Here is a 12,658-nt window from a genome sequence, read left to right on the forward strand (position 1 = left end):
GACCGAGCCCCGAACACGTCATGCCGCGACCGGCGAGATCCGCCCGCCGGGTCGCCTCCGCCCGGTGGGGTCGACCCAGGGTGGTGGTGTCCACCACCACCTGCCGTCGTCCCGGTCGATCTGCCACCCGTGTACGTCGTGCAGCACATGGCACCGCCAACACAGCAGAACTCCGTTGTCGATCGAGGTCGATCCGTATCCGGCGGGTCGGATGTGCGCCCCGTCGCACCAGGAGGGTGGTGCGTCGCAGCCGGGTCCGACGCACCCGCCGTCGCGGACGGCCATGGCTCTGCGTTGGGCTTCGGTGAAGAACCTGCGCCCGGTGCCGAGGTCCAGCGGCTGCGACTTCCCGCCGAGGACCACGGGGATGATCTCCGCGTCCGCCGCGAGCATGCGGGCGACGGAGGCGCTGATCTGGGTGCCGCAGTCGGGCAGCTCGGCGGTGCCGAGTCCGGTGCGGAGGGCGTCCTCGGTCATGGTGACCAGGAGGGTGACGGCGGTGCCGGCGACCTGCCCGTCGTCGACCCGGATCGCTTTCTTCGCGAGCAGACGGATCCCGTCGACCCACTGCTGCTCCAACGGCCGACGGTCCTGCGTCTCCGCCGTGTCCGCCTGATCCGAAGTGACGAGGATCGAGCGCCGGGTCGGGCTGTTGGCCTCGACCGCGGTCTTGAGGAACCCGTCGGTCAACGTGTCGAGGTCGAGCGTCCACCGGACCAGCCCGTTGCGCAGGTCCCGCCGCTTCACCGTCGGAATCGGGGTCGGTTCGCCCCGGTCGGGGCGTCCGCCGTCGGGGTTGGCGTGCTCGGGGACGCGCTTGAGCCAGCGGAGCAGGTCGTTCGGTGCCCAGCCTTCGGCTGCGGTGTCGAGGAGGCTCCGCTCGAGGTCGTCGAGCTCCCACGGCGCCAGCCCGGGCGCGCACTCGGCCAGGGTGCGGCGCATCGCCGCTGCGATCTCCGGGTCGAGCAGACCGGCGGCGAAGGCGTCGGCGATCTGCGGGCAGGTCGCCGGCAGCACCTCGCCGGTCATCACCTCCCGCGCACGGAACGCCTCACCCGATGCGACCACGGTGGCCGCGGTCGAGCGCGGCATCCCGGTGACCTGGGACACGAGGTTCGCCGCGTTCGCGGCGCCCTGCTTGCGGGCGAGGGAGTCCTCCCGGTTCTCACTACGGCGGGCGACCTCCCCGGCCAGCGTGGTCTCCTCCGCCTGCGCGAGGCGACGGAGTCTCGCGACCGCGGACAACCGGTCGAGCAGCGCCTGATCGGAGACGAACCGGAGGGCGTCGTCGGCGAGGCAGGCGTAGGTGTCCGCCTGCTCGAGGAGCGCCTCCGCCGTCCGGGTCATGGGGGTATTCGAGCACGGGGCACTGACATTGGAACCCGATCTGGGTCAGGTGTTTTCCGTTCTGCGGAAGGCGCGGCGAGGTGGGTCGGTACCGAGGGTGCGGGGTGGTTCCGAGGCTCGCTTCGCTCGCACCTCAACCACCGAGGCCGGCGGACGGACGGACGTCGGCGGCGGCGCTCAGCCCTCGACGCGCGACAGGTCCGTGCTCGCCTTCGACCCGTCCGCGGCGGCGAAGCCGGCGCGGTCCAGTGCCGACTGCAGCGACGCCTCGTACGCGGCGCTCGTGTAGGTCGCACCGCTCACGGTGTCGACCGCGGCCTTCTGCGCGGAGAGCACCTCGGAGCGCAGCACCGGCGCCGCGCTCTCGCTGATCTGCATCGAGCGCGGGTCGTTCTGGTTGAGCTGCACCGTGACGACGTCGGTGATCCTCCCGCCCGACACCACGACCTTCACCTGCGTCGTGCCGAACCGGGTCGTCTCGGCGTCGCCGCTGAACGTGCCGTCCTTCGCGCTGCTCGAGCTGCTCGACCCGGACGAGGACGAGGAGGGCGTCGTGGACGGTTCGGCGGCCGGCGTCGACGCACCCGAGGTGTCGTCGCGCGACGCCGACGCGCTCGTCACGGCGGAGGGCGGCAGGGGCTTGAAGAGGAGCACGCCCGCCGTACCGAGGACGGTGGCGGTGAGGACGATCGGTGCTCGGCGCATGAGGATCTCCTGATCAGAACGCGAAGGACTCGAAGTGCACGCGGGAGGCGGGCACGCCCGCCTCCCGGCAGGCGGCGGCGATCGCGGCGGTGAAGTCGTCCGGGCCGCAGATGAAGACGTCGCGCTCCGCGATGTCCGGCATCGCCCGGCGGAGCGTCCCCGCGGTCACCGACAGCCGGTCGCGCGGGCCGAGCGCCTCCCACAGCCGGGCGCCCCGCCGCTGCACCTCCCGGGCGATCTCGTCGGCGAGGACCAGCGAGCCGCGGTCCCGGCCGCGCAGGAGGACGGCGACATCGGCGTGCTCGTCGAGGTCCTGGAGGAGGCTCCGCAGCGGCGTCGCGCCGACACCGGCGCCGACGAGCAGGACCTTGTGCCCGGTCGCGGCGTCGGCGGTGAAGCGGCCGTAGGGCCCCTCGATGAAGACCGGCGTGCCGATCGGGAGCGATGCGAGCCCGGCGCTGTGGTCGCCGAGGTCCTTGACCGTGATCCGCATCCGGTGCTCCTGCGGCACGTGCGACAGGGAGAACGGATGCGCCTGCCACCACGCGCCGCGGGTGAGGAAACGCCACTGGAAGAACTGGCCGCCCGCCACCGGCAGCCGGTCGAGGCGGCGCCCCTCGAGCACGACCGAGACGACGCCCGGGGCCTCCTGGACGACGCCCGCGACCCGGACCCCGTGTCGCAGGGAGCGGACGACCGGCAGCAGCACCCGCCACGCGACGACCGCGGCGAGCAGCGCGACCCAGAGCGCCGTCCACCAGGCGGTGGCGAGCGGGTGGCCGACGAACGAGGCACCGGTCTGCACCTGGTGCTGGAACGCGAAGAGCAGCGCGAGGTAGGTGTACAGGTGCACCGCCCACCACGTCTCGTAGCGCAGCCGGCGCCGCGCGCGCCGGTACGAGGTGATCCCCGCGAGCAGGAGCAGCAGCGTGCCGACGACCGCGCCGAGCATGCCCTGGTAGGTGAGCACGAGCGCCCAGAGCTGCGCGAGGACGCCCGTCTGGGCGAGCGCGGCGTACCCGAGCACGATCAGCACGACGTGCGCGAGCAGCAGGTAGAGGCCGTAGGGCGCGAGCCGGCGGTGCCAGCGGATCAGCCGGTCCTGGCCGACCGCCCGCTCCAGCGGCCCGATGCGGGCGGACAGCGCGACGGTGACGATCATCGCGTAGCCCGCCAGCAGGCCCGTCATCCGCCCGACCGCCGTGAGGGCGCCGGCGACCGTGCCGACGCTCGCGAGCGACTGCGCGGACACCCCGAGCGCGATGGTGACGCCGAGTCCGAGGCCGGCCGCGGCGGCGAGCAGGTCGACGACGAGCGGCCTGCCGCGGCGGGGGAGCCGCCGCGCGGTCGCCGGCGGTGCGACGTGCTGCGGGCGCTGCAGCGTGCCGGTCATCGGAACGCCGCCGGCGCGGACGCCGAGCGCACCGGGACCCCGTGCACCAGCCGTGGGAACCCCGCGGTCGCGAGCACGCTGCCGTCGGGCAGGACCGACCAGCACTCGTAGCCGTCGAGCCCCGCGACCCAGGCCGGTCCGTCCTGGCCCAGGACGAACGCGGCGGTGGCGATCGCGTCGGCGAGGCCGAGCTCCGGACCGCACACCGTGGTCGACACGGCGCCGACCGCTGCACGACCCGTGCGCGGGTCGCGGATGTGCTCGCCGCGCTCGGTCAGCGCCGAGGTCGCGACCGCGAGGTGGTCGGCCTCGAGGACGGTGCCGAACGCGCCGCGGTCGAAGGGGTGCTGGACGCCGATGCGCCACGGCCGTCCGCCGTCCGACGCGACGAGGACGTCGCCGCCCGCGTTGACCGACCACCGCTCGCACCCGTGCGCCCGGAGGATCTCGCCCGCGCGGTCCACCGACCACCCCTTGACGAAGGCGGACGGATCGAATCCCGAGGGGGAGCGGGCGTCGAAGGCGCCGCCGGACGACGTCCGCATCCGCTCGCAGACCTCCACGACCTCCGCGAGGTCCGGGTCGCGGAGCACGGCCGCGTCCCGCCCGAGTCGGGACACCAGGCTGTCGGGACGGTAGGTGCTGAACCGCCGGTCGACGTCGTGGAACCAGGCGATCGCCTCGGCGACCGCCGCGTCGTGATCGCCCTCGCCGCGCACGTCGAACGACACGGCGGTACCCATCACCTTCTCGACACGGACGGTCCGGCGCTCCGTCGCGGGCGGGACGGTGTCGGTCATTCGCACGATGGTGCCGAAACGTCGGCGAGCCGCGCCATGAGCCTGCTGTGCGCCGCCTATGCGAGCCGCGACGCGTCTTCGTGTCCTCGAATGCGGCATCCGCCTCGCGCGCACGTGGCGCGCGGCGTCTGCAAGGCTCGCCGCGTGGCGGATGTGCTGGTGGTGGAGGACGAGCCGCGGATGCGCGGGCTCCTCGTCCAGGCGCTCGAGGGCGAGGGGCACCGGGTCGAGGCCGCCGCCGACGGCCTCGCCGGACTGATCCTCCTCCGTTCCCGTCCGTTCGACGTGGCCGCGGTCGACATCGCGCTGCCGGGGATGAGCGGCGTCGAGCTGTGCCGGCACGTGCGGCGGGAGGGGATGACCGTCGGCGTGGTGCTCGTGACCGCGCGGGACGGCCTCGAGGACCGGATCCAGGGCCTCGACTCCGGCGCCGACGACTACCTCGTGAAGCCGTTCGCGCTCGAGGAGCTCGCGGCGCGGATCCGGGCGCTGCTGCGGCGGACCGCCGCCTCGGGTGGGCGGCTCGAGGTCGGCGACCTCGTGCTCGACCCGATGGCCGTCCGCGCGCTCGTCGGCGACCGGGTCGTGCCGCTCAGCGTCAAGGAGTTCGGCGTGCTCCGCACCCTCGCCTCGCGTTCGGGCGACGCGGTGGACCGTCGCACGCTGCTGGCGGAGGTGTGGGGCGACCCGGACCGCTTCGACCCGGCGATCGTCGACCAGTACGTCAGCTACGTGCGCAAGAAGCTCGCGGCCGCGGAGAGCGGCGTCCGCATCGAGACCCTGCGGAACGTCGGCTACCGGCTGCGGCGAACCGGATGAGCCGGTCCGCGGCGGTCAGCATCCGCGCCCGGATCGCGGCCGGCAGCGCCCTCGTCGCCGCGGTCGTGCTGTCGGTGCTCGGCGTGCTCGTCGCGCAGCAGGTTGCGGACGCGTCGGTCCGCACCGCGGCGCAGCTCGCAGTCGACGACCTCCGTCCCTTCCTCGTCGACCTCCGGACCCAGCCGGAGGAGGAGCCCGACCCTTCCGCGTCCGGGGTGCTCGTCGCCGTCGTGGCACCGGACGGTTCGACGGCCCGCGACTCGATGCCGCCCGAGCTGCTGCGCGCGGCCCGCACGGTGACGACCGAGGGCACCGTCGAGGTGGAGAGCGGGCGGTACCGCGTCGTGGCCGAGCGGCTGCGCACCCCGGCCGGGACCTGGCGGCTCTGGGCGGCTCGGGACCTCAGCGCGAGCGACGGCCTGCTGCAGGGGATCAGGACGTCTCTGCTCGTAGGCACGCCGATCGCCGTCCTCCTGACCGCCGTTGCCGCGTGGCTCGTCGCCACCGCCGCGCTCCGGCCGGTCGAGCGCCTGCGCGCGAGCGCGGAGCGGCTGCGGGCGCCCGACGCGACGGGATCGCTGCCGGAGCGCGGCGCCGGCGAGCTCGCGGAGCTCGCGGCCACGATGAACCGCCTCGTCGACGACCTCCGCGAGAGCGCCGAGCACGAGCGCCGCGTGACGGCCGACACCGCGCACGAGCTGCGGACGCCGCTCGCGGTCCTCGCCGCCCAGGTCGAGCTCGCGCAGCGGCGGCCCGAGACCGCAGACCTGCCGGCGATCCGCGACTCCGTGGCCCGGGTGACACGGCTCGCCGACGACCTCCTCGCCCTCTCGCGCGCGGACGCCGCGACCGCCGCACCTTCGGCGACGCCCGTCGCGGCCCTCGTGACCGCGGCGATGGACGCCGTCGATCGCGCCCGGCTGCTGGCCCCGGAGGGCGTCCTCGTCGACCTCGAGCTGGACGAGCGGCTCGACGAGTCCGCCGAGGCGCCCATCGACGTGTCCGGCTTCGGGCGGATCGTCACCAACCTCCTCGGCAACGCGCTCGCCGCGGCGCCGCGCTCCGCGGTCGTCGCCCGGGTCGACCGCGCCGCAGACCGGATCGTGCTCACGGTGCGCGACGACGGCACGGGCATCCCAGAGGACTTCCTGCCCTACGCGTTCGACCGCTTCTCGAGGCCGGAGACCGCGCGGAGCAGCGGGTCCGCCGGGTCCGGTCTCGGGCTCACCCTCGTGCGGCGGCTCGCGGAGCGCAGCGGCGGCACGGCCGCGGTCGCGAACGGCGAGCGCGGCGGCGCCGTCGCGACGGTCGTGCTGCCCGTCGAACGGGGGCGGGCGCGGTAGGGAGGACGCCGGGAGTCCGGCCGTCTTCGAATCCTCGAGTGCGGCACCGGCCGGCTTCCATCCGCGGCCTCGAGAGGCTGGCGGCATGAGCCAGCGGGCGACAGCCGGAACGACCATCACGACCGCGGAGCGCACGAGCGCCGTCCCGACCGGCGCGCGGAAGGCGTACGCGGCGCTGACCGGCATCGCGACCCTCTTCGTCTTCGTCCAGTTCTTCACCTCGAGCGAGTTCATCCGCGCGAAGGGCGACACGGAGGAGACCTGGACCGACATCCACGGCTGGACCGCCTACGGCCTGCTCGTCCCCGCGCTCCTCGCCGCCGTCGTCGCGGTGGTGGCGCTCCGCAGGGTGGCGCCGGTGCTGACCGTCGTCGCCGTCGTGCTGTTCGTGGCCTCCGTCGGGCAGTGGGGGAGCGGGCACCTGATCAGCACGCTCGGGATGGACGGCTGGACCCCCTTCCACGTCTTCTTCTCGTCGGTGGTGCTGGCGCTCGCCGTCTGGGCGTCCATCCGGTCGGCGGTCCTCCGCCGCGGCTGATCCCCCGCATGCTTCGTTCTGTAGGAGGACGCCTCCTGCAGAACGAAGAGTGGGCGTGCGCGCGCGGACGTCGAGCGGGCCGCGGCGCCGACCGGCAGGATCGACGCATGATCACCGCCGAGTACACGATCCCGGGCGTCCACGTCACCGACCACGAGGTCGCGGTGCCGCTCGACTGGCGGCGCCCGGAGGTCGGCGGCACGATCACCCTCTTCGCCCGGGAGGTCGTCGCCGCGCACCGTCGGCACGAGGACCTACCGCTGCTCGTGTTCCTCCAGGGCGGCCCGGGTGGGAAGTCGCCGCGCCCGGTGGACGCCTCCGGTTGGGTGGGCGTGCTCCTCGAGCGCTACCGCGTCGTGCTGCTCGATCAGCGCGGCACCGGTCGCAGCACCCGGGTCGACGCGGCACGGATGGCGTCGTTCGCGACCGCCGAGGAGGGCGCCGCGTACCTCGCCTGCTTCCGTGCGGACTCGATCGTGCGCGACGCCGAGCACCTCCGCACCACCGTCTACGGCGGCCGGCGCTGGACGACCTTCGGCCAGAGCTACGGCGGCTGGATCACGCTCGAGTACCTGTCCTCCGCGCCGGAGGGGCTCGCCGCGTCGATGATCACGGGCGGGCTGCCCGCCCTCCGTCCGGACGCCGCCGACCTGTACCGCCGCACCTACCCGCGCGCGCTCGCGAAGAACCGGCGGTTCGAGGAGCGGTACCCGGAGGACCTCGCCGTCGTCGCCCGGATCGCGGACCTGCTCGCGGAGGAGGACGTCCGGCTGCCCGACGGGGATCGGCTCACCGTCCGGCGCCTGCAGTACCTGGGCGGTGCCCGCTTCGGCATGCAGCACGGGTTCGAGGAGTTGCACTGGCTCCTCGACACCGCGTGGGGGAGCGACGGGCGCCTGTCCGACGCGTTCCTCGCGGCGGCGCAGGACGCCAGCTCCTTCGCCGACAACCCGCTCTGGGCGGCGCTGCAGGAGGCGGCCGAGTACACGGACGACACCTCCGGCGCCACGCGCTGGGCGGCGCAGGCGGAGCACGACCGGCATCCGGAGTTCGCCGAGAGCGCCCGGCCGCTCCGGTTCACGGGCGAGATGTTCTTCCCGTGGATGTTCGAGGAGATCCGGCTCCTCCGCCCCTTCGGTCCCGCCGTCCACCTCCTGCAGGAGCGCACCGACTGGCCGGGGCGCTACGACCTCGCCCGCCTCGCGGCGAACGAGGTGCCGGTGGTGGCCGCGATCTACTTCGACGACCTCTACGTCGACGCCGACCTCCAGCTGCGCACCGCTGGCGAGATCGCGAACGTGACGACCTGGGTCACCGACGAGTGGGAGCACGACGGGATCGGCGCGAGCGGCGGCGAGGTCGTCCGGCACCTGCAGCGCCTCCTCGACGAGCGGGGCGCCCCGCGGCACTGAACGCCCCTTCCGTCAGCCGTGGAGGACGCGGACCTCGAAGTCCTCGACCCCGTGCAGGTGCCGACGGATCTGCTCGGACGCCTCGTGCTCGATCCCGTCCGGATCCGCGGCGGCCGCCGCCACGACGCGGGCGTCGCCCTGCAGCCGGTGTCCCACCCAGCGCAGGCGCACCCGGTCGACCCTCGCGATCCCCGGTACGTGCTGGAGCGCGTGCTCGGCGGTCTCCAGCAGATCGGGGTCGATGCCGTCGAGGAGGCGGCGACCGATGCTGCGGACCGTGCCGATGAGGAGCACGAAGATGGCGGCGGCGATGAGGACGCCGACGATGGGATCGGCGAGCGGGAAGCCCGCCCAGACGCCTGCGGCGCCGACCACGACGGCGAGCGAGGTGAACCCGTCCGTGCGCGCGTGCACGCCGTCGGCGACGAGCGCGGCTGAGCCGATCCGCCGCCCGACGCGGATGCGGTAGGCGGCGACCGCCTCGTTCCCGAGGAACCCGATGACACCGGCCACCGCGAGCCAGCCGAGGTTCTCGAGCGGCCGGGGCGAGATCAGGCGCTCGATGCTCTGCCACGCGGCCACGACCGCCGAGAGGAGGACCACCGCGACGATGAACAGACCGGCCAGGTCCTCCGCGCGGCCGTAGCCGTAGGTGTAGCGGCGGGACGGAGGTCGGCGCGCGAGCACGAACGCTACCCACAGCGGCACCGCGGTCAGCGCGTCGCTGAAGTTGTGCACCGTGTCCGCGAGCAGCGCGACCGACGACGTGATCAGCACGATCCCGAACTGGATCGCCGTCGTCGCGAGGAGTACGACCAGGCTGATCTTCAGCGCGCGGACCCCCGCGGTACTGGCCTCCAGCGCGTCGTCGACGGAGTCCGCCGCGTCATGGGTGTGCGGCACGAAGAGGTGCACGAGGAACCCGCGCACGCCGCCCGGATGGTCGTGGTCGTGGTCGTGGTCGTGGTCGTGGCCGTGCTGATGGCCGTGCTGGTGGTCATGGCCGTGCTGATGGTCGTGGCCGTGCTCGTGGTCGTGTCGCTGCAGGTGAGTCATGACGCACCGCCGATCGTGGAGCCGTCGACCGGCGCGGCGGCGTCCTCGGCGAGCGCGTGGTGATGACGCGGGGAGGTGCTGACCGCGTGCTCGGCCTGGAAGATCGCGTCGGTCACCAGCTGGACGGCGTGCTCGTTCGCGAGGCGGTAGAAGACCTTCTGTCCGTGCTGCCGCGTCGTCACCATGCGCGCCATGCGCATCTTCGCCAGATGCTGCGAGACGGTGCTCGCGGGCCGGTCGACGAGCTCAGCGAGCGCGTTGACCGACAGCTCCTCGACATCGCGGAGCGCGAGCACGATGCGCACGCGGGTCGCGTCGCTCAGCAGTGCGAACACCTCCACGGCGAGTTCGACGTACTCGCTGTCGGGGAATCGCCCGCATCTCCGCGTATCTGCGTCCATGCGAAGATGATTGCACGTGGGGAGGTCGTCCTCGCCACTGCTCCGGGTGGTCGCCCAGCCGGCGTGCACCAGGCTCGCGGCTCGTGTCCATGACCATCACGACCAAGGGCGGCGCCGTCTACACCCTCGCCTACCGCGACTTCGACGGCGCGGGAACGCGGCTCGGCATCAGCCGGAAGGGCGGGCCGGACGACCCCGAGGACACGAACAAGCCGATGCTTCCCGACACCTGGTACCGCGTCGCGATCATGACGCCCCTCCCGCCGGAGATCGCCTCCCGGGTGCAGATGGTGCTCGACCCGGTGGAGGGCGACGCCGACCCGATCGTGCGGTTCAGCACGCCGGTGATGAGCGTCGTCGGCGTCCTGTAGCGCCGCTCCTCGCCGCCGGGACGACGCCGACGGGGGGATGTGCGACCCTGGACATCGCGCCGCACGGCGCGACCGGACGAGATGTGCGCCGTACCCGGACAGGCAAGACGACGCTCCTGAGGGAGTGGTCCGTCATGGGTCAGCTGGTGCAGGTCGTCGGTTCGCTGCTGGTGCTCGCCGCATTCGTCGGCGTGCAGCGCGGCTGGTTCTCCGCCGTCTCCAAGCGGTCCCTCGCCCTGAACGTCGCGGGTTCGGCCGTGCTCGCGGTCGAAGCAGTGATCGAGGGGCAGTGGGGATTCCTCCTGCTCGAAGGCGTGTGGGCGATCGTCTCCGCCGTCGGTCTCGTCGCCGCGCTGCGGGGCAGGACGCCCGCCGCAGCCCAGCACTGAAGCCCCCACGCGGTCGGCCCGCGGTGATCAGGTCTCGTCGCTCGGTCAGAAGCGGTGCTCGTCGCGGAGGCGACGAGGGCGGTGGTCGGGGTCGACGACGGTGCGGTACGCGGGGTCGGCCCAGAGTCGCTGCAGGCGGGTGATCGGCTCGGTCCGATGCCGCCGGATCTGCCCGGCCGGGCGCGGACCCTCGCGGTCGGCGGCGTACCAGTCGTCGAGCGCTTGCGCAGTCCGCGACCAGAGGTCCGGGCCGTCCTCGAGGCGCTGGAGCCGCGGGTCGTCGGCCTGCAGGCCGAGGTGCTCGGCCCACAGCGTCCGGCGGAGGTCCCGGGCGAGGCGCCGGGGCGAGTCGGCCGCGGGTTCCTCGTCGCCGTCCGCCGCGGTCGCGTCCAGGACCGCGCAGGTCAGTTCGCTGTCGGTCGCCCACGACCGCCGGTTGAAGTTGTCGGATCCGACCGTGAACCACACGTCGTCGACGACGCAGACCTTCGCGTGCACGTAGATCGGCGTCCCGTGCCGGTTCTCGAGGTCGAAGACCTGGACGCGGCCCGGTGCCGCACGGCGCAGGCGGTTGATCGCGCGGATCTGCCCGATGCGACTCGGCGGCCCGGAGACCGATCCGTCGGAGCTCGGGTACCGCGGCACGACCGCGATCAGCTGCAGCCGCGGGTTGCGTCGCATCGCGTCCGCGATGCCGTCGGCGACCTCCAGCGACCACAGGTACTGGTCCTCGATGTAGATGAGGTGCTGCGCGCGGGCGAACGCTTTCGCGTAGGCGCGGGCGACGGTCCGCTCGCCGTCCGGCGCGAACGGGAACGGCGGCCGCTTCGCGGTGTAGGTCCGCAGCAGCTGCACGGCGTGCGGACCGGCGGGCGCGGGGGCCGGCGCCGCCTCCGGCAGCGGCTTCGGGTGCCTCGGCATGCGCGCCAGGCGCTGCAGGACCATCCGGAGCGGCGTGCGTCGGTCGAGCGGGTGCGGATCGTTCCAGCGCTCCGCGAACACGTCGAGCAGGTCGGTCACCACCGGTCCGCGGAGCTCCAGCGCCGCGTCGTGCCACGGCGGCCGCGGCCCGTACCGCTCGTCCAGCCGCACCGCCTGCGGATCGCCCTCGTGCTCGGCGTCGTCGCGGCGGCTGTGGGAGAGGTCGATGCCGCCGACGAACGCGACGTCCCGGCTCGAATCGTCGCGGCGGCGGACGACGAACAGCTTCTGGTGGTGCGAGCCGAACAGCGGCACGCGCTGATCGAGGAGGACCTCCCCGCCCGCCTCGTTGATCTCGCGGCCGAGGAGCGCGTTCGACCGGCCGCTGATCGAGCCCGAGACCTTCTCGCCGTGCGAGCGCCAGACGAGCCCCCGCACCTCGATGCCGCGCCGCGCGAGGTCGGCGAGCAGCTCACCGACCGACGGCCCGTCCGGCAGGAGTCGCTCGTCGGCGTCACCGCGCCAGTCGGTGAACCAGACCCGGTCCCCGGCGTCGAGGTCGGACAGCTCGGCGTGGAGCCGCGCGAAGTACACCGCGCCGTGGATCAGCGGTCGCACGAGGTTCCCCTCCGACCACGTGGCGATGCCCACCTCCTCCACCGACGCGCTCGTGTCGTTGCCGCGCTCCCGCCGCGTGAGGAACCACGGCTCGAGGCGGCTGCTGCTCATGGGTGCACTCTCCCGTACTCCGCGCGCACCCGCACTGGGAGCGGGCTCACGGGAACCTTGCTTCGTATCTAGCAAAATTGCTAGATTGCGAATATGGCAGACAGTGTCAGCGACATCTTCGACGCACTCGCGCACCCGACGAGGCGCCAGATCCTGCAGGACCTGAAGGACGGCGAGCTGGCGGCCGGCGCGATCGCGGCCCGCTTCAACACCTCCGGACCGACCGTCTCGCGCCACCTCGGCGTCTTGCGGGCGGCCGGACTCGTGACCGAACGGCGGGACGGGAACCGGATCCTCTACTCGCTGGTCGGCGAGCGGCTCGCGCTCTCGGTCGGCGACTTCCTCTCGACGGTCTGCCCCGAGCAGATCGTCCTCCGTCAGGTCCGCAAGCGGTCCACGCCCTCCCGCTCGACCGGTGAGGTGACGGCGTGATC

14 protein-coding genes and 1 riboswitch are annotated in these 12,658 nt (G+C 73.5%); of the genes, 7 read left to right on the forward strand and 7 right to left on the reverse strand.

Features of this window, described 5'->3' with window-relative positions; genetic code table 11:
• Positions 1-18: 18 nt before the first annotated feature.
• The 4 genes from CLV52_RS08050 to CLV52_RS08065 form a co-directional block, all read right to left on the reverse strand.
• Entirely contained in the window at positions 19-1,347 is a 1,329-nt protein-coding gene (locus CLV52_RS08050) for an HNH endonuclease signature motif containing protein (protein WP_133765694.1), read from the reverse strand.
• A 177-nt stretch (positions 1,348-1,524) separates the two neighbouring features.
• On the reverse strand, positions 1,525-2,052 hold the full coding sequence (locus CLV52_RS08055; protein ID WP_133765695.1) for an FMN-binding protein: 528 nt from the start codon (positions 2,050-2,052) through the stop codon (positions 1,525-1,527).
• 13 nt (positions 2,053-2,065) lie between these two features.
• The gene (locus CLV52_RS08060; RefSeq protein ID WP_133765696.1) at positions 2,066-3,445 is read right to left on the reverse strand and encodes a ferredoxin reductase family protein; all 1,380 of its coding nucleotides are present in this window, start codon (positions 3,443-3,445) and stop codon (positions 2,066-2,068) included.
• Complete coding sequence (locus tag CLV52_RS08065; RefSeq protein ID WP_133765697.1) at positions 3,442-4,245, reverse strand: FAD:protein FMN transferase; 804 nt, start codon at positions 4,243-4,245, stop codon at positions 3,442-3,444. Before CLV52_RS08065 ends, CLV52_RS08060 begins: the two co-directional genes overlap by 4 nt.
• Before the next feature lie 144 nt (positions 4,246-4,389).
• On the opposite strand from CLV52_RS08065, the gene CLV52_RS08070 reads away from it, so the two are divergent.
• The 4 genes from CLV52_RS08070 (at position 4,390) to CLV52_RS08085 (ending at position 8,357) form a co-directional block, all read left to right on the forward strand.
• Positions 4,390-5,064 (forward strand): response regulator transcription factor, encoded by a 675-nt coding sequence (locus CLV52_RS08070; RefSeq protein ID WP_211342630.1) that lies wholly within the window; start codon positions 4,390-4,392, stop codon positions 5,062-5,064.
• A complete protein-coding gene (locus tag CLV52_RS08075; protein WP_133765699.1) occupies positions 5,061-6,407 on the forward strand; it encodes a sensor histidine kinase in 1,347 nt (448 codons plus the stop codon). The genes CLV52_RS08070 and CLV52_RS08075 overlap by 4 nt, the downstream gene beginning before the upstream one ends.
• 85 nt (positions 6,408-6,492) lie before the next feature.
• The gene (locus tag CLV52_RS08080; protein ID WP_133765700.1) at positions 6,493-6,945 is read left to right on the forward strand and encodes a hypothetical protein; all 453 of its coding nucleotides are present in this window, start codon (positions 6,493-6,495) and stop codon (positions 6,943-6,945) included.
• A gap of 107 nt (positions 6,946-7,052) precedes the next feature.
• A complete protein-coding gene (locus CLV52_RS08085; protein ID WP_133765701.1) occupies positions 7,053-8,357 on the forward strand; it encodes an alpha/beta fold hydrolase in 1,305 nt (434 codons plus the stop codon).
• A gap of 12 nt (positions 8,358-8,369) precedes the next feature.
• Here CLV52_RS08085 and CLV52_RS08090 read toward each other — a convergent pair whose 3' ends face one another.
• Positions 8,370-9,413 carry a cation diffusion facilitator family transporter gene (locus CLV52_RS08090; protein WP_133765702.1) on the reverse strand — a complete coding sequence of 348 codons (1,044 nt, stop codon included), beginning with the start codon at positions 9,411-9,413 and terminating at the stop codon, positions 8,370-8,372.
• A complete protein-coding gene (locus CLV52_RS08095) occupies positions 9,410-9,814 on the reverse strand; it encodes an ArsR/SmtB family transcription factor (RefSeq protein WP_133765703.1) in 405 nt (134 codons plus the stop codon). The genes CLV52_RS08090 and CLV52_RS08095 overlap by 4 nt, the downstream gene beginning before the upstream one ends.
• Before the next feature lie 89 nt (positions 9,815-9,903).
• Between CLV52_RS08095 and CLV52_RS08100 the strand changes: the two genes are divergently transcribed.
• Both CLV52_RS08100 and CLV52_RS08105 read left to right on the forward strand, forming a co-directional pair.
• Positions 9,904-10,185, forward strand: coding sequence for a hypothetical protein (locus tag CLV52_RS08100; protein WP_133765704.1), 282 nt, complete (start codon positions 9,904-9,906; stop codon positions 10,183-10,185).
• A gap of 51 nt (positions 10,186-10,236) precedes the next feature.
• Positions 10,237-10,302: riboswitch (guanidine-III (ykkC-III) riboswitch) on the forward strand.
• Between the two features lie 17 nt (positions 10,303-10,319).
• Positions 10,320-10,574: a CBU_0592 family membrane protein gene (locus CLV52_RS08105; RefSeq protein WP_133765705.1), complete on the forward strand. Its 255-nt coding sequence runs from the start codon at positions 10,320-10,322 to the stop codon at positions 10,572-10,574.
• 45 nt (positions 10,575-10,619) lie between these two features.
• Here the strand turns inward: CLV52_RS08105 and CLV52_RS08110 are convergent, their stop codons facing one another.
• Positions 10,620-12,224 (reverse strand): phospholipase D family protein, encoded by a 1,605-nt coding sequence (locus CLV52_RS08110; RefSeq protein ID WP_133765706.1) that lies wholly within the window; start codon positions 12,222-12,224, stop codon positions 10,620-10,622.
• A gap of 93 nt (positions 12,225-12,317) precedes the next feature.
• On the opposite strand from CLV52_RS08110, the gene CLV52_RS08115 reads away from it, so the two are divergent.
• A complete protein-coding gene (locus tag CLV52_RS08115) occupies positions 12,318-12,656 on the forward strand; it encodes a metalloregulator ArsR/SmtB family transcription factor (protein ID WP_133765707.1) in 339 nt (112 codons plus the stop codon).
• Positions 12,657-12,658 lie beyond the last annotated feature (2 nt).

Source organism: Amnibacterium kyonggiense, assembly GCF_004364555.1.
Classification (GTDB): Bacteria; Actinomycetota; Actinomycetes; order Actinomycetales; family Microbacteriaceae; genus Amnibacterium; species Amnibacterium kyonggiense.

Excerpts from the sequence above, each read along its gene's own strand:
- CLV52_RS08050 (WP_133765694.1), bottom strand. The coding sequence starts at position 1,347 with ATGACCCGGACGGCGGAGGCGCTCCTCGAGCAGGCGGACACCTACGCC.
- CLV52_RS08055 (WP_133765695.1), bottom strand. The coding sequence starts at position 2,052 with ATGCGCCGAGCACCGATCGTCCTCACCGCCACCGTCCTCGGTACGGCG.
- CLV52_RS08060 (WP_133765696.1), bottom strand. The coding sequence starts at position 3,445 with ATGACCGGCACGCTGCAGCGCCCGCAGCACGTCGCACCGCCGGCGACC.
- CLV52_RS08065 (WP_133765697.1), bottom strand. The coding sequence starts at position 4,245 with ATGACCGACACCGTCCCGCCCGCGACGGAGCGCCGGACCGTCCGTGTC.
- CLV52_RS08075 (WP_133765699.1), top strand. The coding sequence starts at position 5,061 with ATGAGCCGGTCCGCGGCGGTCAGCATCCGCGCCCGGATCGCGGCCGGC.
- CLV52_RS08080 (WP_133765700.1), top strand. The coding sequence starts at position 6,493 with ATGAGCCAGCGGGCGACAGCCGGAACGACCATCACGACCGCGGAGCGC.
- CLV52_RS08085 (WP_133765701.1), top strand. The coding sequence starts at position 7,053 with ATGATCACCGCCGAGTACACGATCCCGGGCGTCCACGTCACCGACCAC.
- CLV52_RS08090 (WP_133765702.1), bottom strand. The coding sequence starts at position 9,413 with ATGACTCACCTGCAGCGACACGACCACGAGCACGGCCACGACCATCAG.
- CLV52_RS08095 (WP_133765703.1), bottom strand. The coding sequence starts at position 9,814 with ATGGACGCAGATACGCGGAGATGCGGGCGATTCCCCGACAGCGAGTAC.
- CLV52_RS08100 (WP_133765704.1), top strand. The coding sequence starts at position 9,904 with ATGACCATCACGACCAAGGGCGGCGCCGTCTACACCCTCGCCTACCGC.
- CLV52_RS08105 (WP_133765705.1), top strand. The coding sequence starts at position 10,320 with ATGGGTCAGCTGGTGCAGGTCGTCGGTTCGCTGCTGGTGCTCGCCGCA.
- CLV52_RS08110 (WP_133765706.1), bottom strand. The coding sequence starts at position 12,224 with ATGAGCAGCAGCCGCCTCGAGCCGTGGTTCCTCACGCGGCGGGAGCGC.
- CLV52_RS08115 (WP_133765707.1), top strand. The coding sequence starts at position 12,318 with ATGGCAGACAGTGTCAGCGACATCTTCGACGCACTCGCGCACCCGACG.